Origin of the sequence: Microtetraspora malaysiensis (assembly GCF_050947145.1) — a bacterium.
In the GTDB taxonomy this organism is placed as follows: Bacteria; Actinomycetota; Actinomycetes; order Streptosporangiales; family Streptosporangiaceae; genus Microtetraspora_A; species Microtetraspora_A malaysiensis.
Map to the genome: position 1 here is coordinate 3,690,956 of NZ_CP191998.1, position 18,950 is coordinate 3,709,905.

Here is an 18,950-nt window from a genome sequence, read left to right on the forward strand (position 1 = left end):
CTACCTTCCGGTTCGCATGAGCAGGTAGAGGAAATACGGCGCGCCGATCACCGCGGTGATCAGTCCGGCGGGGATCTCCAGGGGAGGGCTGATCCCGCGACCGAGGGTGTCCGCGCCGAGTGTGAGCAGGACGCCGACGGCGGCGGCCATGGGCGTGAGCGCCGCCATCCGGCCGCCGATCAACCGCCGGGCGATGTGCGGGGCGATCAGGCTGACGAACGACAGCGTGCCCGCGGCGGCGACCGCGCCCGAGGCCAGGACGACGGCCACCGCGATGGCCAGCCGGCGGGTGCGCTCGGCCCGCTCGCCCAGTCCGACCGCCATCGGATCGCCGAGCCCCATCACGTCCAGTCTCCGGCCGAGGAACACGACCACGGGCAGGCAGACGACGACCCACGGCACCGTGATCGCCACGGTCTGCCAGGTCCTCCCGAAGAAGCTGCCGGCCAGCCAGATCAGCGAGCCGTTCACGTTCTGCGGATAGCGCATCAGCAGGAAGCGGATCACCGCCTCGCAGCAGGCGCTCGCGGCGACTCCGACCAGGGCCAGCCGGATCGGGGTGGTGCCGCCCCGGTACGCGAGCGTGTATACGACGACGGTGACGGCCACGCCGCCGGCCAGCGCGGCGACCGGCAGCAGGCTGAGCGGGGTGGCGGGCAGGATCAGCACCACGAACAGGGCGGTCACGCCGGCGCCCCTGGTCACCCCGAGCACGTCCGGCGAGGCCAGCGGGTTGCGGATGACGCTCTGCAGGACCGCGCCGGAGGCGCCGAGCCCCGCGCCGACCGCCCAGCAGAGGATGATCCGGGGGATTTGGTAGTCCCATACCAGCCGGCTCAGTGCGTCGTCCGCCCGGCCGGTGAGCGCGTCCAGCACGTCACCGAAGGGGAGCGGGACCGAGGCCACCGTGAGGCTGTACGCGGTGACGACGACCGCGAGGCCGGCGGCGGCGAGGTACCACCTGCCCCGCGCGGTGCGGCGGGACGCGGCGGTCGAGGCCGGCGACGGCGAGGGCGCGATGGCGGTCATGCGGATTTCCTGTCTCGCCGGGCCAGCCAGACGAAGTACGGCGCGCCGAGCAGCGCGGTGACGACGCCGGCGGGCACCTCGTTGGGCGGGTTGACGAAGTGGCTGACCGCGTCCGCGAGCACCAGCAGCGCGCCGCCGAAGAGCGCCGACACCGGCAGGAGCCGGACGTGGTCGGATCCGACCAGCCGTCGCGCCATGTGGGGGACCACCAGGCCGACGAAGCCGATCGGCCCGGCCACCGCCACGCAGGCGCCGCTGATCAGGATCACCAGCGCGGCCCCGCAGAGCCGTACGAGCGCGACCCGCTGGCCGAGCGAGCGGGCCATCTCCTCGCCGAGGGCGAGGACGTTGAGCCGGCTCGCCATGGCGAGGCAGCCCGCGATCCCGGCCAGGGCGACGGGCAGGATGGTCCACGCCTCGCGCCACTGGCTCAGGTTGACCCCGCCGACCAGCCAGTAGACCACGCTCTCCGCGTTGTTCTCGTGAAAGATGATCAGTCCCTGGGTGAGGGAGAGCAGCAGAGCCGAGACGGTCACGCCGCCGAGGATCAGGCGGTTCTCGCGTAGCCCGGAGCCCTTGCTCCGGCCGGCGAGGGCGAGTACGGCGCAGCCGGCCGCCGCAGCGCCGCACAGCGCGAGCGCGATAGTGGACACCTCGGCGAGCCGCGGCACCACCGTGAGCGCCAGCACCACGGCGAAGCTCGCGCCCGCGGTGACGCCGAGTAGGTCGGGGGCCGCCAGCGGGTTCCCGGTGACGCCCTGCATGACCACGCCCGCCGCCGCCAGGGCCGCCCCGACGGCGAGGGCGACGAGCACGCGGGGCAGCCGGATGTCGACCACGATCATTTCGCCGGGGGTGGACGCGTGGCCGGTCAGCGCGCCGATCACCTCACCGGCCGGGACCCGTACGGCCCCCAGCGTGAGATGCCAGACGGCGGCCGCGATGACGAGGACGAGGCCACCCGCCGCGGCCGCGAGCCACGGCCGCGCCGGGTGCCGTCGCCGGACGGTCGCCGTCATTTCGCGTTCAGGAGGAGGTCGGCCGCCTGCTCGGCGACCATCTCGGCCGCGGTCACCCCCCGGTTGCGGGCCCACACGTCCGGGTCGACGGAGAACAGGCGGTTCGACGCCACCGCCGGTATCCCCGCGAAGAGCTTGTTGGCCCGCCACGCGGTGATCGGGTTCTGGGGGGTGTAGTTCGCGATGAACATCGCCTCGGGGGCGGTCGCGACGAGGGTCTCCAGCCCCATGTCCGCCTGCGGCTGGGATTGGTCGGCCGGAAGCGCGGGCTCCAGGCCGATCGCCGACAGCACGCTGGGCACGAACGCCGCGCCGTTGTGCGCGCTGAACGTCTTGTCCGCGGCGACGGCGAACAGGGCCTTCGGCTTGGCGGGCAGCCCGTCGATCCTCGTCTTGATCGAGGCGAGCTTGTCCTGGAGACCCGTCACGGCCTTCTCCATCTCGGCGCACCGGTTGAGCGCCTGGCCGAGAACGCGCATCGCCGCGATGTTCGCGGCGAGGTCGCCCTCCTGGCTGGTCAGCGCGATCGTCGGGGCCATCGCCGAGAGCTGCGGATAGACGTCGGCGTTCCGCTTGGCGTCGATGATGATGAGGTCGGGCCTGAGCGAGGCGATCACCGGCAGGCTGGGCGACTTGCGCAGCCCGAGGGAGGTGTAGTCGCCCAGACGTTCCCTGATCGGTTGGATGATGCGGTTCCGGTCGCTGTCGTCCGCGACGCCGACCGGGCGCACGCCCAGCAGGCCGGCCCCGTCGGCGAAGGAGAACTCGGTCACGACGACGCGGGACGGATCGCCCGTGACGGTCGTCGTGCCCAGCGCGTGCGTGATGGTCCTCTCGGTCTTGCCGCACTGACCGGCGTCGCCCCCGGCCTCTCCCGCGCCGCCGGAGAGGCCGGCGGCCCCCTGGGAGCCCGTGGAGCCGGCGGTGCCCCCGCACGCCGCCAGCGAGGTGACGAGGAGCAGCGCGACGGCCGCCGGCCTCAGGATGGAGAACTTCATGGTGAGGGGCACTCCTCTTCGGTGCGCCGAGAATTCAGCGCCATATAGCCAGGAACCTCGGGCGTTCACGCCCGAGGAGAATGGCTTCCCTCTTCGTGGTTTTGTTGTTACGGTTCGTGTTGCGGTGGCGGGACTGAACGCACCCGGTATGCCGGGGAACGGCTCTCTGGTCTGTTATCGACATCGCAGCGCGGCGTGGTTCGCCACGCTGGGCAGTGAGTCACGCTGCCGTACGCGGCCTGAACCGTCGAATCCATTGATGGCGAGGAGCTGCAAGCTCGGTCGTTTACAGCCGAGAAGCTGACGAGTAGAGGTTGACGGGGATCAGGTCGTAGCCGTTCTCGCAGGGGTTGCCGGAGGTCAGCCAGTAGTCGCCGGCGGTGAGGTCGACGAGGCTGGAGGCGACGGTCTGGTAGCGGTCGGTGTCCGGCTTGTTTGGGTTCGGATGATTGCACACCGAGTCCGGCCAGCCGAAGTGGTCGGACATCGTGTCGCGGATGACCGCTCTGACCTTGGCCGGCTCCGTGGTGTCTCGTACCGCGCGCAGCCCCTGCCGGATGCGGTGCACCCGGTAGAGGGAGTCGACGGCGAAGGGCTTGTAGGAGTCGTTGATCTGCTCGGGCACGAACGCCTCGAAGTGGTTGCCGTGGACCAGGACCCCGTCGTCGGGATACATCCAGTGGTGGCGGCCGGGGGTGGTCTCGATGTCGATGGCGAAGCCGTCGCGGTGCGTGAGCAGGATGTTCGTGGAGAACCCCTGGCGTACGCGGAAGACGGCGTCGAGCGCGTCGTGCATGTTCCAGGAGTCGAGCGCCTTGCGGCGGACGAACGGGCCGGGGACACCGAGCCCGGTGCCGAAGCGGGGACCGAGTCCGTTGGCGTTCAGGGCGATGCCCGCCGAGTTGGCCCCCTGCCGGCCCACCTGGCCGGCCTCGACCTGCATGATGACCGTCGGCTTGCCCGGCTGCTCGATGCGCAGCATCATGACCGTCTCGGCTGTCGCGCACTGCCAGTCCCAGTTCTGCCCGCAGTAGACGCGCCCGTCGCCGGACGCCTCCGCGAGCACGGCGAAGGACGAGCATTCCTCCTCGGCGGTGGTGAAAGGATTTCCGTTGTGCAGCTCCCCGCGCCCGTTCAGGGCGAGGATCTCGTGGAAGGTGCGGTTGGCACCTTCGGCGATCCCGCGCACCTCGTCGAGGATCTCGGGGTGGTACGCCTCGATGAGGGGCACCCAGCCCTGTGTCTGCTCGGTGACGGAGGCCCACGGCAGGCCCGCCTTCTGCGCGAAGCTGTGCGCGTACCACTCGACGGCTTTATCGATCTTGTCCCGGGCCGCCTCGCCGTACTGGCGGCCGCGTTCACGAGGGGTTCCGGAGATTTGGACGAGATCCACAGCCATGATGTCTCCTTCGCATCGGCTGGTGTACGGGTAAGGTAGAGGTCACTACAAGGACGGTCAAGGGTGTGATGTGTCTACTACAGCGATACCGGTGAACGCCCTGCTGGAACGCGTGCAGGCGCGGCGCGGAGAGCTGAGCCCCGCGGCTCAGCGCGTCGTCGACTTCCTTCTGGAGAATCCCGAAACCACGGTCTTCCTCTCCTCGGCGGAGCTCGGCCGGCTCACCAGGACCAGCGACGCCACGGTGATCCGCACCATCAAGCGGCTCGGCTACGGCGGGCTCGACGAGCTGCGCGAGGAGGTCAAGCAGGCGATCGACGACCGGCTGAACCCCGTCCGCCGGCTGCAGCGCAGCCTGGACTGGGCCGGGGCCGACCCGGAGACCGTGCTCGCGCACACCCTGGAACTGCACGCGACCCTGCTCGAGGACGCGCGGCGCACGCTGTCGCCCACGCAGTTCAGCGGCGCCGTCCAGCTCCTGGACCGGGCCTCGTCGGTGCTCGTCTTCGGCATCGGCCCGCTCGGTTTCGTCGCCGACTACCTGGCGCTGCGGCTGGTCCGCGTCGGTGTCCCGGCGTACGGCGCCACCGCCACGGGGTTCCGGCTGGCCGACGACCTGCTGAACTTGACCAGGCACCACGTCGTGGTGATGTTCGCGTACGACAGCATCCGGCGGGAGACCGAGGTGGTGCTCCAGCAGGCCGCCAGGGTCGGCGCCCCGGTGATCCTGATCACCGACTCCCTGGGCCGGGTTCTCGGCCCGCAGGTGCAGGTGGTGCTCAGTGCGCCGGTCGTGCGCAGCAGCATGCTCAGCTCCTATACGACGTCACTGCTCGTGGCGGACGCCCTGGCGCTGTCGGTCGCGTCCAGGTCGCGGAGGCGCGGCGAGCGCCACTTCGCGGAGCTGGAGCGGCTCCGTGCGCTGCTCGGCCGTCAGGAGCACGTGGGCTGGTCGTCGCCCGGGCCGGACGCCGGCGCGGCCGATGGCGAAGAGCGCCATGACGAGGAGCCCCCCGATCCCGAGGATCCCCGCGACCGGGGATGACCGGCACCTCGGCGAACTCGACCAAGGAGGTCATTCCGGCGCCCGATAGCAGCTCTGACGTGTCACCTACATTCATTGCGCTCCTTTTGTAGTGACTACTACAGGCTCATCGCAATAGTGCCCCGGGAGCGACGCGGGCGCAAGGGGCGATCGCTCCGGTTGTGGTACGCGGGCCGAACGCTCCCGTGAAGACGGGCGAAGCCGCCGGCGGTCAGCATCGGCAGCGGGCGCTCAGCGGTTACCTGAGCCGCGGTCAGGGGGCGCAGACGTCCCGGTACGACGCGCCGGGGAGATCACGGGCCCATTCGGCCTCGGTGAGCGTGCGCCCGGCACGGGCACAGACGGCGGCGACGAGGTCGTCCGGATCGACGGCGACCTCCCGCAGCGTCCCGGTCGCGTCGAGGATGCGCAGGACGCGGCCGCCGGAGGCGAAGGCGGCGGTCTCGACGTCGGCGCTCCCGCCGGGTATCGACGACCCCATCTTGGCGGGTGTCGCGGGATCCCAGAGTTGAACGATCCCGTCCCCGAGCACGGACGCGACCACGTCGCCTCTTGGGGAGAACGCGAGGCCGGAGATCCCGGAATCCGTGGAGGTGAGCCGGAAGACGGGGCCGTGTCTGCGGTCCGCGGCGAGGTCCCAGAAGGTCAGGCGGCCGGCGATGTCTCCGGTGGTGAGGATCCGGCCGTCGGGGCTGAACGCCGCGGAGAAGACCATGGACGCGTCGATGCCGCCGGGCCCCACCGCGGGGCCGGAGGGGCGACCCGTGGACAGGTCGATCAGGTGGTTGGCCGTGGAACCGAGTGGGACGACCATGGTGCTTCCGGGTCTGAAGGCGATCTCCATACTGCCGGGCAGGTCGATCGTCTTGATCCAGCGGCCCTGCCGCATGTCCCGGACGAGAAGCCGGTGATGCCGCTCCTGCGTTCCGTCCTGCTCAGGGGTGTCCGCCAGTACGGCGAGAAGGCCGCCGTCGGCGTTCGCGGCCAGGCCGGTCGCGTACCAGTCCCGGGGAAGGGTGACGCGCTCCGTCTGCGCGTGCCGCCCGGTGTCCCAGACGCGGATGACGTCGCCGGCGAGGCCGTCAACGAAGGCGAACAGGCGCCCGTCGCCGCTGAACGCGAGCTGCAGGATGTTTTCCGCCTCCGTCAGCCGGATGGGCGCGCCGAGGGTGCGGCGGCGCGCCGCGTCCCACAGGACGAGTTCCCGGGCGTCGGCCGCGTGCGTCACCAGGAGCCGGCCGTCGGGGCTGAGCAACGCGCTGTCCGGCGGGGCCCCGGGTAGTCGCGGCGGGGCGAGGAGGTCGGAGATGTCGAGGGCCACGACGGTGTCGTCCACCAGGTAGCGCAGGGTCGTGCCGTCGAAGCCGAACGCCTGCGCGTCCACCCGATAGGTCAGCAACGTTCTTCCCGTCGCGACCTCGATGAGCTGGAAGTTCTTGTCACCGCCGGCCACGAGGAGGCGCCCGTCCGGGCTGAAGCGGACCCGGCCGCCGTTCGAGTCCCAGCCCAGGCCCGGCTGAGCCGGGAGCAGCCGTCCGGTCCTGAGGTCGATCAGGGAGACGCCCGACCGCGTGGCGCAGGCCAGGGTGCGGCCGTCCGGGCTGATCGCGATGGACTGGGCGGTTCCCGTGCAGGCGTCCTTCTCGTGCCATCGGCGCACCGGGTGGCCGCCCGGCAGGCGCCAGAGATGGAACCCGCCGCGGAGGTCCGCGAACGCCACCAGGTCGCCCGACTGGCTGAAGGACGCGTTCATGACCCCGGAGAGTGAGGAGTAAGTCGCGCCGGTGCGGATGTCCCACAGCGTTGTGCCGTCCCCCTGGTGGATCTCCAGATAGCGGTCACTCGTGCCGGCCACCACGCCGGTGAACGGCACCGCGGGCTCCAGCTTGAACACCTTGCCGGTCGGCTTGCCGGTCGTCGTGTCCCACACGTGAACCGCGGTCGGCGGGCCGTCCCGCCGCCCCGACGCCACCGCGAGGATCCTGCCGCTCGCGCTGAGCGCGGCGCCGATCAGCACGTCGCCGTCGATGCCCAGGCCGTCCCATCCGCCGATCCGCTTCCCGCTCCCGAGGTCGTAGATCCGGACGTCCCGGGCGGTCAGGCTGACCAGCCTGCGCCCGTCCGCGGAGATCATCCGTACGGACTCGCCGGTGGACTCGGGGTCGGTGAAGACCGCGCGCTCACGCTGCGCCCAAGAGTTCTGCAGCGCGCCCCGGGTCTGGGTCGTCCTGGCGAGCCGCCAGGAGGCGACGCCGAGCAGCATGGCCCGCACGGGGTCCGACGTACGGACGCTGTCGGCCTCGGCGGCGGCCTGGCCGGCGAGGGCCTGGTCCCGCTGCTCCGCGACGACGCCGCTCTGCCGTACGGCTGTCGCGCCGGCCGCGACCGAGACGGCGAGCAGCGCGGCCAGGACGGCGGTCAGCAGCCTCCGGCGGCGGACGCGGCGGCGGGTGGCCGCGTCGCAGGCGGCGAGGAAGTCGCGCTCCAGCGGACCGAGCCTGAGGTGGCGGCGGCCGGTGGCGGCCCAGCGCACGGCGGTCTCCAGCCGGCCGCCCTGCAGGGCGTCGCCCTCGCGCCGCCCGTGGCCGTCCCATTGCCGGGCCGCCGCCCGGATCATCTCGTGTACGGCGAGGCCGTCGCGCTCGTCGTCCACCCACGCACGCAGGCGGGGCCACGCGCGCAGCAACCCGGGCCGGCCGAGCGCGATCTCGTCGCCCCGGCGCGCGACCAGGTAGGCGAAGACGTCGAGGATCCGCTGGAGAGCCGCCGTTTCGTCGGCGGGTCTGCCGTCGAACAGCTCGGCATGGGGGACCGGCCGGAGCGTGATCTCGCCGCCCTCGCCCGCGCGCACCATCCGGAGGAAGACGTCGGGCACCAGGTTGCGCTCGGTCTCGCTGAGGAATCCGTACGCGTCCTCGGCGAGCGTCGCCAGACCGGGATCGGGGGCGAGGCCGAGGCCCAGCAGCCCGGCCTCGGCGCTGCCCGCCCTGAGGAGGTCGGCGGGGCTGTCGCCGGAGCCGGTGAGCAGACCGAGGAGGAGCTCTCGTGCGGTGGGCCGCCCGAGCGGGTCCTTGCTGAGGGCGGCCTCGATGAGCGGGCGGAGGGAATCGGGCAGCACACCGAGATCGGGGTCGGTCGCCAGCACGCGGTGCATGACCGCCCCCAGGCTCTCCGCGCGGAACGGGTCGTTGCCGCTCGCGGCGTACAGGACGATCGCGCCCCACGAGAACACGTCCGCCGGGGCTCCCGCGCGCCGGCCCATGAAGACCTCCGGCGCCATGTAGGTGGGCGTACCCGTGACGAGTCCGCTCGCGGTGAGCGACATCTCCAGCGTTCTGGCGACCCCGAAGTCGATCACCCGTGGGCCGTCCGGCCCGAGGAGTACGTTGTCCGGCTTGAGGTCCCGGTGGATGACGCCGGCGTCGTGGATGGCCGCCAGCGCGGTCGCCACGGCCGTCGCCAGGCGGTGCAGGTCGTCGCCGCCGAACCGGCGGCCCTCCGCGACCGCCCTGCGCAGGCTCGGCCCCTCGACGTACTCGCTGACGATGTACGGCTTGGGCCCGTCGAGGTCGACGGCGAGGACGCGGGCCGTGCAGAAGGAGGCGACCCGGCGGGCCGCCGTGGCCTCCTTGCCGAACCGGTTGCGCAGGGCGGGGTCGCTCGCCGCGTCGCCGTGGAGGACCTTGACGGCGACCCGGACGCCCTCGGGGTCGTAGGCCTCGTAGACGACGCCCTGCCCGCCCGCGCCCACACGTCCGGCGAGCCAGTAGTCCCCCAGCCGCGGAGGGTCTCCGGGAAGCAGGGCGGATGCGAGCGCCATACGATCGGCTCCCTCCGGCTGGTCACGAGTACGAGCGATTAGACACCGGGCGAGGGGGAGAAGTTCTGCTTTCTTTCGCCGCGTGCCGGGGCCATGAGTTCCGGACAGCGTGCGGCCGGCTGTCGCACCATCAGGATGTCGACCAGGTCCGCGCGCTCCACGGTGAATCCGTGCCGCTCGTACAGCCGCCGGGCGGCGCTGCCGCGCAGGACGATCAGGCGGACGGCCACGCCTTCGGCGTCGGTGCGTTCGGAGCGCGAGCGAACGACCGCATCCGGGGCATGTCATCAGGCGGGCGGCACAGGGGACCCGGGGGGAGAGCATGACGACAGCGTTCATCCTGTGGGGAGGCGGCAGCCTCGGCGCCGTCCAGGTCGGCATGCTCCGCGCGCTCACCCAGCAGGGGATCCACGCCGACATGGTGGTGGGCGCGTCGGTGGGCGCGCTCAACGGCGCGTACTACGCCGCGCGGCCCGATGCGGAGGGGGTGGAGGAGCTGGCCCGGCTGTGGCTGTCGGTGAGCAGCCACGACGTCTACCCGCTGAGCAAGACGGAAGCGCTGCGCAGCTTGGCGGCCAACCTTCCCTTCCACCCTCTTCGCGGCGCCCTTCAGGCGTTCGGGGCGTTGAACTACGCATTTCCCATTAATCCGGTCACGGTTACCGAGGCGATGCTGGGCCGCCGCAACTACCTGTTCGACAACCACTCCATGCGGCGGTTCCTCCAGCGCATACTTCCGATCCGCGATCTGGAGGAGACCCGGGTCCCGCTCTCGGTGCTGACCGCCGACGTCCGCAGCGGGCACGCCGTCGTCCTCTCCCGCGGATCGGCGCTGGCGGCCCTGCTCGCCAGCGCCGCCATCCCCGGTCTCTACCCCACCGTCACCATCGACGACCAGGTGTTGATGGACGGCGGGGTCGCGGACCAGACGACTCTTGACTACGCCGTGGACGCGGGGGCCGACGAGGTGTACCTGCTCGCGCCCGGTTTCTCCTGCCATCTCCCGGGGGCGCCGTCCACGGCGATCGCCATGGCGTTGCATGGATACAACCTGCTCAGCGAGCAGCGCATCAGCGCCTCCATCCGGCACAACACGTCACGTACGCGGATGCACGTGCTGCCGCCGCTGTGCCCGGTGGAGGTGTTGCCCATCGACTTCGCGCAGACAGCCGACCTGATCGACCGCGCCACGCGAGCCACGGCGCACTGGCTGGAGCGGCGCGAGCCTCACCCGGGCCTCACCCGGTCCCTGGACGATCGCCATGCCCGGCATCCGGGCCACGGGAGGGCGGCGGGCAGGTGATCGAGGGGGCGGACACTCGCGTGGCGGCGCGTACCAACTGAGCGTCGTGCGCGGGCTGACCAGGGCCGATATGCGATCGGATATCTGTTTATTATCGGTAGCGATATTTGACATGTTTTATCCGCATTGCTGGACTTGCTGGCCATGACGCAGAGCGCGCATTTTCTCGAGCACGCCCAGGACCGCACGCGGACGCGTGGACGCCGGTGGGGCACGTCCGTGTCGGCTCTGCTTTCCGGCGCCGGGAACGCGCGGTGAATGCCGAGCGGGCTGCGCTCGTGAAACGCGCGGCGGCCGCCGCCGTCACGCTGGTCGGCGGAATGGTGCTGGCGTTCGCCGCGTTCGGCGAAGGCGCCCTGAACAGCCTCTTCCTGGTCGTCGTACCGGGGCTGCTGGTCGCGGTGTTCGTCCTGCCGATCTGGTCGGCGGTCCGCCACGGCGGCCGACGCCGGATCGGATGGTGGGCCGCCGCTCTGCTGGGCGCCGGGCTGCTGCTCCTGGCTGTGATCGAACCGAGGTACGCGCTGCTGCCGGTGCTCGCCGCCGCGCTGTTCCTGATCTTGGGGTGGCCGTTGACCGCGACCGCCGCCTGCGTGATGGCGGTCGTGGCCGTCAGATCCGTACGGTCGTCAGGGCTGACGGCCCGGCGGACGTGGGCGCGGCTGTCGTGGGCCTGGCTGCTCGGCCTCCTGGCGACCTACGGATACGGACTCACCCGCCTGGACGCCGGGATGGTGGATGTCAAGGACCGGGTGTGCCGCTTCGACTTCGACGCGTCAGGAGGGGCGGCCGGATCCGGCGGTGAGCAGAGCCTGCTGCCGCTCAGCGACACCTTGTGCGGCGCCGACACGGTGCCCGGGTTCGTCAACCCGCTGCTGGCCGTCTTCGCCGTCCTCCTGGCGGTGTCCGTGGCGGGCTACATCAGGGCCCGGCGCCGGGCGAGGTGAACCGCGCGCCCCGTCGTCACGGTCGAGGATGGCCGCCGTCGATGAGCGGGCGTGCGTCCCGGGCAGCGGACACCGCGGGCCTCCGGTGCCGGGCACGCTGTCGGTACCGGCACATCTTGATCGGTCCGCCTTGTAGGTGCCGGTCCTTGGACCGACCGCCCCATCAGGTGAGGATCGGCGCCATGGACCTGCTGAACACTCTGGTGGACAAGGGGCTGCGGCGCGAGACGCCGACCCGGGCCGAGGCGCTGGCGGTGCTGGCGACCGGCGACGACGACCTGCTCGACGTGGTGGCCGCCGCCGGCAAGGTGCGCCGGCGCTGGTTCGGCCGCCGGGTCAAGCTCAACTACCTGGTCAACCTGAAGTCGGGGCTGTGCCCCGAGGACTGCTCGTACTGCTCGCAGCGTCTGGGGTCGAAGGCGGAGGTCCTGACCTACACGTGGCTGAAGCCGGAGCAGGCGGCGGCCGCCGCCGAGGCGGGTGTGGCGGGCGGCGCCAAGCGGGTGTGCCTGGTGGCGAGCGGACGCGGCCCGACCGGCCGGGACGTGGAGCGGGTCGCCGACACCATCGCCGCGATCAAGGAGCGGGACACGGACGTGGAGATCTGCGTCTGTCTCGGACTCCTGTCCGAGGGGCAGGCGGCGCGGCTGCGGGAGGCCGGCGCCCACGCCTACAACCACAACCTCAACACCGCCGAGGCGGTGTACGGCGACATCTGCACCACGCACGGGTTCGCCGACCGGGTCGACACCGTACAGCGGGCTCGCGCCGGAGGTCTGTCGGCCTGCTCCGGTCTGATCGCGGGCATGGGGGAAACCGACCAGGACCTGGTGGACGTGGTGTTCGCGCTGCGTGAGCTGGACGTGGATTCGGTCCCGGTGAACTTCCTGATCCCGTTCACGGGAACCCCGATGGCCGGGGAATGGGCCCTGACCCCGCAGCGCTGCCTGCGGATCCTGGCGATGGTGCGGTTCGTCTGCCCGGACATCGAGGTCCGCGTCGCCGGCGGCCGGGAGATCCATCTTCGGACGCTGCAGCCGCTCGCGCTGCACATCGCGAACGCGATCTTCCTGGGCGACTACCTGACGAGCGAAGGCCAGGCGGGCAAGGCCGACCTGGACATGATCACGGACGCGGGCTTCGAGGTGGAGGAGCGGGACGCCGCCACGCTGCCCGAGCATCGGCGGGACCCGGTCGCCGCCGGAGACCGCGTGCTCGACGGCGACGGCGACGGCGACGGCGACGGTGACGACGACGGTGACGGCCCGGTGCGGGAAACCGCCGGATCCGCCCGCGCCGACCTGGTGGCGGTGCGCCGCCGCGGCGCCGGTACGGATCTACCGCCGAACGCCTGACGTACCGCACGTCCTCGGCCTGCCGGAGCGTGTCTCGACGGCGCACCGCGAACCAAGGTCGTCCATGGTGCGTTCCAGTCCTTGCCCAGCGGCGATAGCGGCGCCGGGGACAGGGGGAAGGCCATCCGGTGGGGGAGAGCGGCGGCCACCCGGCGCCTCGGCCGAGCTCCTCCCGCGATCCTTTGGGAGGAACCGTGTCCCTGTTGTTCGGGCAGGTCGCGACCTTGGGGTGGGTGGCCGTCAAGACGATCCTGCTCTACGTCACCGCCGTGGCCGGCCTGCGGCTGACCAAGCGACGCATGATCGCCGAGCTGTCGCCGTTCGACTTCGTGGCCGCGGTCGCCGTCGGCGCGATCGTCGGGCGCACCGCGACGGCGTTGGACACCTCCTACCTCACCGGAGCGGCGGCCCTCCTCACGGTGATCGCCGTCCACGCCGCCATAACGCAGCTGCGACTGCGCTACCCGTTTCCCCACTGGTTCGATCACGCGCCGCGCGTTCTCGTGACCGAAGGAAAGATCCACCCGAGGCAGCTCAGGCGGTCCGGACTCACTGAGGGGGACCTGCACACGATCCTGCGCCAGCGGGGTGTCATGTCCCTTTCCTCCGTACGCTACGTGATCTTCGAGGCGAAAGGGGTGATCAGCGTCATCGGCAGCGGCGCCGACGTGGGGGACGTCGCCCAGGAAGCGCTGGAGCGCGTGGAACATCCGGCCGCCGGTGAATGACCCCCCGGCTTCGCCGACGGACGCGGTCGTCCCGGCGACGTCCGCGGCACCCGGCCGGTCAGTGATCGGGGGCGCGCTGGACGGCGATCGCGGCGGCGTCGTCGGCCAGGCGTCCGCCGACGTGGGCGAGCAGATCGGCGCGCAGGTGGTGGACGAGCGCCGGAGGGGTGTCCCCGGCCCAGGAGGCGGCACGTTCGGCGAGCGGATAGAAGAGGCCGTCGGGGCTCCGGGCCTCCACGACGCCGTCGGTGTACAGCAGGAGCAGGTCGCCGGGTTCGAGGGTGAAGGTGTCCGCGCGGTAGTCCGGGGTGGTCAGCTCGCCCAGGCCCAGCGGCGGCGCGGGACACGTGGCATGAAGCGTGATGACCTGCCGGCCGCGGAGCAGCAGGGGAGGCGGGTGTCCGCAGGTCACCATGCGCATCCGCGACGGCGCGTCCGGGATGTCGAGGATCACGGCGGTGATGAAGCACTCCCCGGCCTTCTCCGGTTCCGAGGATTCGGCCAGGTTCCAGCACACGCTGTGGTCCAGATAGGTGACGAGATCGGACAGCGCGGCCTGGCGGTGGGCGGCCTCGCGGAAGGCGAAGAGCAGCAGGGCGGCGTCGCTGATGGCGGTGAGGCCCTTGCCCATCACGTCGCCGACGATCAGCCGGGTGGCGCCGGCCGTTCGCGCGGCCGCGTACAGGTCGCCGCCGATCTGCGCGTGTTCCTGCGCCGCCAGATACATCGACGCCACGCGCAGCGGCCCGAGCCGCTGCGGCAACGGCCGGAGCACCACCCGCTGTGCGGCCTCCGACACCGTACGCACCTGCGCCAGTTCACGAGAGCGCCGATCCCGCAGGTACCGGAACGCCGTCACGATCACCGAGACGACCACCAGCGAGATGATCTGCGACTGGAAGTACGCCGTGCTCAACAGACCCTGGTCCAGGATCACGCCGACGGCCACCAGGCCCACGACGGCGATCGCGGCGACCATCGCGGTGGCGAAGGCGCCGGCGAACGACGCGGTGATCGCGGGCGCCACGACCAGCAGCGGCCCCAGCGGGATCCCGATGGGGGTCAGCAGGTCGACCACCACGATGGCCGCGATCAGGCCGAGCGGAAACGCCAGCAGGGCGTCGGTGGCCTGCCAGGGGCGATGCCGGTGCGGTATCAGCCGCCGCGGGCGCATACCTCCTGCTTACCACCCGGCCCCGCCGCGCCGTCCCGGCAGGTGCCGCGCTGCGGTCCGGAGCGGTGAGGAGGGCTCGGCTTCGGCGGGAACGCGACGGGGCCGCCCGCCGTGACCGGGACCGGCGACGGGCCATGTTGGCCCAATTAAGCAGATCGAAATTGGCTCTGCCATTGGGCCAAGCGGAACTTTACGTTGATGGTGTCGGACTTCGCCCGCCTGGGGCGAGACCTGGTGACACGAACGAGGAGACGGTGACGTGACGATCGCGGACATGTGGTTCGACCCGAAGTGCCCCTGGGCCTGGATCGCGTCACGTTGGCTGCTGGAGGTCGAGCGGGTACGCGACGTGCGGGTGCGCTTCCACGTCATGAGCCTGGCGATGCTCAACGACGGCCGCGACGACCTGGAGGAGTGGTACCGCGAGTGGCTCCGCGACGCCTGGGGCCCGGTGCGGGTCGCGATCGCGGCCGAGCAGAAGTACGGCAACGAGGTGCTGCGCGACCTCTACACCGCGCTCGGCACCCGGATCCACCTGGAGAAGGCGCCGGTCGGCCGTGAGCTGTACGCCGCCGCGCTGGCCGAGGTCGGCCTGTCCACCGCTCTCGCCGACGCCGCGGACGGCACGGACTACGACGCGGCGCTGCGGGTCAGCCACCGGGCGGGCCTGGACCCGGTGGGCGAGGACCTCGGCACGCCGGCGATCCACGTGCCGGGGCCGGACGGCCGGACGATCGCGTTCTTCGGGCCGGTCGTGACGCCGACGCCCCGGGGCGAGGCGGCCGGGCGGCTCTGGGACGGCGTGCTCCTGACGGCGGGCACCGAAGGGTTCTCCGAGCTGAAGCGCGCCCGCACCCGTCCGGTCGTCGGCTGAGAGGGGCGAGGCGACCGATGCTCCGCCGGATCCTCCCGCCGCAGGGACCTCCGCGTCTGCTCGCGCTGGCCCAGCTCGCCGGCGCGGTCGGCGACGGCGCGTTCATCGTGTGCTCGGCCTTGTTCTTCACCCGGATCGTGGGGCTGTCCCCGACACAGGTCGGCTTCGGACTGACCCTCGGCTGGGGCGTCGGCTCCGTGGCCGGGATCCCGCTCGGTCACCTCGCCGACCGGCGGGGACCCCGGGGCACGGCGATCGTGCTCGCGGTCGCCACCGCCGCGGCGATCGGATCGTTCCTCCTCGCCCGGTCGCCCTGGGCGTTCACGGTGGCGGCCTGCCTGTACGCGAGCTGCCAGTCCGGGCTAACCGCCGCCCGGCAGGCGCTGCTCGCCGGGCTCGTGGACCGGGAGCGGCGGACCGAGATTCGCGCCTACCTCCAGTCGACGGTCAACGGAGGGCTCGCGATCGGCGCGGCGCTCGGCGGGGTGGCCCTGCAGCTCGACACCCGGGAGGCGTATCTCACGATCTTCACCATGGACGCGGCGAGCTTCCTGGCGGCCGCCCTGGTGCTGCGCCGGCTGCCCGCCGTGGCGGTTCCTGCCGCTCCGGCTCAGGGGGCCGCACCGGTCGTCGCCGCCGGCCCGAAGCTCGCCGTGCTGCGGGACCGGCCGTACGCGCTGGTCACGTTCCTCAACATGATCATGATGCTGTACATGCCGCTGCTCAGTCTGGTGTTGCCGCTGTGGATCGTGGGGCACACAGCGGCTCCGCACTGGACGGTGTCGGCACTGCTGGTCGTCAACACGGCGAGCGTCGTGCTGTTCCAGGTACGGGTGGCCCGCGGGGTGACGGGTCTGCGTACCGCGTCGCGATTCGTCCGGCGCTCCGGCGTGGTCATGCTCGCCGCGTGCGCCGTCTTCGCACTGTCGGCCACGGGCGCCTCGGCCACGGGCGCCTCGGCCTGGACGGCCGCGGCCGTCCTGCTCGCGGGCGCCGCCCTGCAGGTGATCGGGGAGATGACGCTGTCGGCCGGCGCGTGGGAGATCGGCTTCGGCCTGGCGCCCTCGGACAAGCAGGGCCAGTACCAGGGCTTCTTCGGCAGCGGCGCGGCGATCGCGCGGATGCTGGGGCCGCTGCTGCTGACCACGCTGGTCATGGGCCACGGGACGCCCGGCTGGCTGCTGCTCGGCGGCCTGTTCCTGGCGGCGGGCGCGGCGATGGGCCCGGCCGTCCGCTGGGCGGAGCGCACCCGGGCGACGGAGCCGCCCGGGCCCGAGCCCGTACGTACGACGCCCGCCGGGTCCGATGCCACACCGGAGGCCGCCGGACCGGAGCCCCTGCTTGCGAGTGGCTGCTGAGTCCGGCGGCCACGAGGCCCCGCGACGATCAGAAATACAGGGGAGCACGGAGCTTGGTCCGCTTGGCCGGCAGGTCGGGCTCTCCGTCCCTCCAGCCGGTCTGCTCGATCGCCCGGAAGGAGAAGACGTCCCCCGCCCGCTGCTCGTCGGTGGTCGTGCCGGCGACCAGATCGAACGAGAGCGGCTTCCCGGAGCTCGGATCGATCACCAGCCGCTCCTTCCTCGGCACCCCCTTCTCGACCCGGGTGATGGCCTGTCCGGTACGGCCCAGCGCGTCCACGACCTCGCCCGTCGCCGTCACCCCGGGCAACGAGGCGAGCATCTCGTAGACAGCGGACGTGACCTTCGGCGAGATCGGGGTATTGGTGACGAGGTTCGTGCCGATGTCGAACAGGTACCGGCCGATGTCGGGGTCGGCGTCGTTCGTCCGCTTGATCTCCTTCGCCACGAGGGGTTCCAGGTAGGCGCGGAGCTCCTCGCCGGTCGTCGGCAGCTTCTCCAAATCGGCCAGCGTCATCGGGGTGGAGGGCAGGAGGCGCCCGACCGAGCCGCCGCTGGGCCACTGGTAGGCGTGTGGCTCTTCGGGCTCGGCCCGGATTTCCTCGCTCGGGGTCCTGATGGTTTCTCCCCCCTTCACGATCTCTTCGGAAGGGTACGTCCAGACCTTCGGCGCTCCGGCGGCGCGCCACGCCTCCTCGTCCGCCGGCGTCGCGGGCGCCGCGCCGAGATACCGCTTGATCACCGAGGTGGGCTTGTCCGCCGCCCGGGGAACCCACAGCTCGTAGGAGTACGTCAGGAGCAGCGTGTAGCGGCCGGTGGGGTCCTTCTCCAGGCTGCCCCGGCGGGTGCGCTGCACCCAGTGGTCGCCGTCCTCCGTGTTCCTGATCGCGTTCGCGGCGGCCAGGAGGATCTGCCGGGCCGACAGCCGTTCAGCCGAGGCGGTGGCCGTGATCGACGGCCGGGGGTGCTGTGGCGCCGCCCCTGAGGCGATCACCACGGTCGCCGCCGCGGCGACGCCGAGAAGCCCGGCGGCCAAGGCCGTCCACCTGGCCGTCCTGAGCCCTGTGCGGCGTACCCGGGCACCCGCCGGGGCGTCGTGGATGGTGGCCAGCAGCCTGGCGCGGCCCGCTTCCACCACCTCCTCGGTCGGCGCGGACGGGGACAGCAGGTCGCGGACTTTCGTCAGGTCATCCATGGGTCTCTCCGAGCATGGGGTTGACATCGCCGAGGCGGGCTCGGAGTTTTCTGCGGACCCGATTGAGTCGGGACCCGACCGTCCCGAAGGGGATGTCCAGCGCCTGGGCCACCTCCTCGTAGGTCAGCTCGCCGAGCGCGACGAGCACCAGCACGTCGCGGTCGCGGTCCGGAAGGTCGCCGATGGCCGCCGCGAGCCGCCCCTGTGTGCTTGCGGCGGTCACCCTGGTGGCGACCACGTCCTCGTGGCCGTGCTCCGCCGTGGTGTCCGGAGGTGTCCGCAGGAGCGCATCCAGCCTCCGCATCTCGCTCCTGCGGTGCTGTGCCACGAGATTGGTCGCGATGCCGTACAGCCAGGGCAGTACGGCTCCGCGCGCCGGGTCGAAGGTGTCCCGTTTGCGGAAGGCGACGAGGAAGACTTCGGCGGCCAGATCGTCGGCGATCTGGCCGCCCAGCCGCCCACTGATGTAGGCGTAGATTTCCCGGAAATGTCGGTCGTACAGCGCCGCGAAACGGTCGGGTCGACGGCGGGACTGCGCGATCAGGGTCGCGTCGTCGATCACGGCGGACAGCCCGTCTCTCTCCGCTGTCACGGGCACTCCTCGTCCGTCCGGCGACCGGGGCCGCGTCTACTCGTGTCGTCGGGCAGGAGGCGCCCCTTCAGTGTGATCACACCCAGTACTCCGCCGCAGAGCCGATTTCCCTTC

At 71.8% G+C, this 18,950-nt stretch carries 16 protein-coding genes; 7 read left to right on the forward strand and 9 right to left on the reverse strand.

Going from position 1 to position 18,950, the window contains the following annotated elements:
• The 4 genes from ACQP1V_RS17405 to ACQP1V_RS17420 all read right to left on the reverse strand — a co-directional run bounded on the left by ACQP1V_RS17405 (nucleotide 1) and on the right by ACQP1V_RS17420 (nucleotide 4,445).
• Nucleotides 1-1,029 carry a FecCD family ABC transporter permease gene (locus ACQP1V_RS17405; protein ID WP_433424136.1) on the reverse strand — a complete coding sequence of 343 codons (1,029 nt, stop codon included), beginning with the start codon at nucleotides 1,027-1,029 and terminating at the stop codon, nucleotides 1-3.
• Nucleotides 1,026-2,048, reverse strand: coding sequence for a FecCD family ABC transporter permease (locus ACQP1V_RS17410; RefSeq protein WP_387417940.1), 1,023 nt, complete (start codon nucleotides 2,046-2,048; stop codon nucleotides 1,026-1,028). The genes ACQP1V_RS17405 and ACQP1V_RS17410 overlap by 4 nt, the downstream gene beginning before the upstream one ends.
• Complete coding sequence (locus ACQP1V_RS17415) at nucleotides 2,045-3,046, reverse strand: ABC transporter substrate-binding protein (RefSeq protein ID WP_433424140.1); 1,002 nt, start codon at nucleotides 3,044-3,046, stop codon at nucleotides 2,045-2,047. The genes ACQP1V_RS17410 and ACQP1V_RS17415 overlap by 4 nt, the downstream gene beginning before the upstream one ends.
• Nucleotides 3,047-3,332: 286 nt before the next feature.
• Nucleotides 3,333-4,445, reverse strand: a complete 1,113-nt coding sequence (locus ACQP1V_RS17420) for a C45 family autoproteolytic acyltransferase/hydolase (protein WP_433424143.1) — start codon at nucleotides 4,443-4,445, stop codon at nucleotides 3,333-3,335.
• 91 nt (nucleotides 4,446-4,536) lie between these two features.
• On the opposite strand from ACQP1V_RS17420, the gene ACQP1V_RS17425 reads away from it, so the two are divergent.
• The gene (locus tag ACQP1V_RS17425; protein ID WP_433424146.1) at nucleotides 4,537-5,490 is read left to right on the forward strand and encodes a MurR/RpiR family transcriptional regulator; all 954 of its coding nucleotides are present in this window, start codon (nucleotides 4,537-4,539) and stop codon (nucleotides 5,488-5,490) included.
• A 253-nt stretch (nucleotides 5,491-5,743) separates the two neighbouring features.
• Here the strand turns inward: ACQP1V_RS17425 and ACQP1V_RS17430 are convergent, their stop codons facing one another.
• Together ACQP1V_RS17430 and ACQP1V_RS17435 are read right to left on the reverse strand one after the other, a co-directional pair.
• Nucleotides 5,744-9,310, reverse strand: a complete 3,567-nt coding sequence (locus ACQP1V_RS17430) for a protein kinase domain-containing protein (protein WP_433424149.1) — start codon at nucleotides 9,308-9,310, stop codon at nucleotides 5,744-5,746.
• A 38-nt stretch (nucleotides 9,311-9,348) separates the two neighbouring features.
• On the reverse strand, nucleotides 9,349-9,540 hold the full coding sequence (locus ACQP1V_RS17435) for a hypothetical protein (RefSeq protein WP_433424151.1): 192 nt from the start codon (nucleotides 9,538-9,540) through the stop codon (nucleotides 9,349-9,351).
• 92 nt (nucleotides 9,541-9,632) lie between these two features.
• On the opposite strand from ACQP1V_RS17435, the gene ACQP1V_RS17440 reads away from it, so the two are divergent.
• From ACQP1V_RS17440 to ACQP1V_RS17455, 4 genes are all read left to right on the forward strand, one after another.
• Nucleotides 9,633-10,613 carry a patatin-like phospholipase family protein gene (locus ACQP1V_RS17440; protein ID WP_433424154.1) on the forward strand — a complete coding sequence of 327 codons (981 nt, stop codon included), beginning with the start codon at nucleotides 9,633-9,635 and terminating at the stop codon, nucleotides 10,611-10,613.
• Nucleotides 10,614-10,867: 254 nt separating this feature from the next.
• Nucleotides 10,868-11,560 (forward strand): hypothetical protein, encoded by a 693-nt coding sequence (locus ACQP1V_RS17445; RefSeq protein WP_433424156.1) that lies wholly within the window; start codon nucleotides 10,868-10,870, stop codon nucleotides 11,558-11,560.
• A 182-nt stretch (nucleotides 11,561-11,742) separates the two neighbouring features.
• Complete coding sequence (gene bioB / locus ACQP1V_RS17450) at nucleotides 11,743-12,915, forward strand: biotin synthase BioB (protein WP_433424159.1); 1,173 nt, start codon at nucleotides 11,743-11,745, stop codon at nucleotides 12,913-12,915.
• A gap of 194 nt (nucleotides 12,916-13,109) precedes the next feature.
• Nucleotides 13,110-13,643, forward strand: coding sequence for a DUF421 domain-containing protein (locus ACQP1V_RS17455; protein ID WP_433424160.1), 534 nt, complete (start codon nucleotides 13,110-13,112; stop codon nucleotides 13,641-13,643).
• Between the two features lie 58 nt (nucleotides 13,644-13,701).
• On the opposite strand, the gene ACQP1V_RS17460 is transcribed toward ACQP1V_RS17455, so the two are convergent.
• Nucleotides 13,702-14,817, reverse strand: a complete 1,116-nt coding sequence (locus ACQP1V_RS17460; protein ID WP_433424163.1) for a PP2C family protein-serine/threonine phosphatase — start codon at nucleotides 14,815-14,817, stop codon at nucleotides 13,702-13,704.
• Between the two features lie 274 nt (nucleotides 14,818-15,091).
• Here ACQP1V_RS17460 and ACQP1V_RS17465 point away from each other — a divergent pair, with 274 nt between their 5' ends.
• On the forward strand, nucleotides 15,092-15,691 hold the full coding sequence (locus ACQP1V_RS17465; protein ID WP_433425868.1) for a mycothiol-dependent nitroreductase Rv2466c family protein: 600 nt from the start codon (nucleotides 15,092-15,094) through the stop codon (nucleotides 15,689-15,691).
• A 17-nt stretch (nucleotides 15,692-15,708) separates the two neighbouring features.
• Nucleotides 15,709-17,049, forward strand: coding sequence for an MFS transporter (locus ACQP1V_RS17470; RefSeq protein ID WP_433424165.1), 1,341 nt, complete (start codon nucleotides 15,709-15,711; stop codon nucleotides 17,047-17,049).
• Nucleotides 17,050-17,077: 28 nt separating this feature from the next.
• On the opposite strand, the gene ACQP1V_RS17475 is transcribed toward ACQP1V_RS17470, so the two are convergent.
• Nucleotides 17,078-18,244, reverse strand: coding sequence for a CU044_5270 family protein (locus tag ACQP1V_RS17475; protein ID WP_433424168.1), 1,167 nt, complete (start codon nucleotides 18,242-18,244; stop codon nucleotides 17,078-17,080).
• Nucleotides 18,237-18,836, reverse strand: coding sequence for an RNA polymerase sigma factor (locus ACQP1V_RS17480; RefSeq protein WP_433424171.1), 600 nt, complete (start codon nucleotides 18,834-18,836; stop codon nucleotides 18,237-18,239). Before ACQP1V_RS17480 ends, ACQP1V_RS17475 begins: the two co-directional genes overlap by 8 nt.
• Nucleotides 18,837-18,950: the final 114 nt, after the last annotated feature.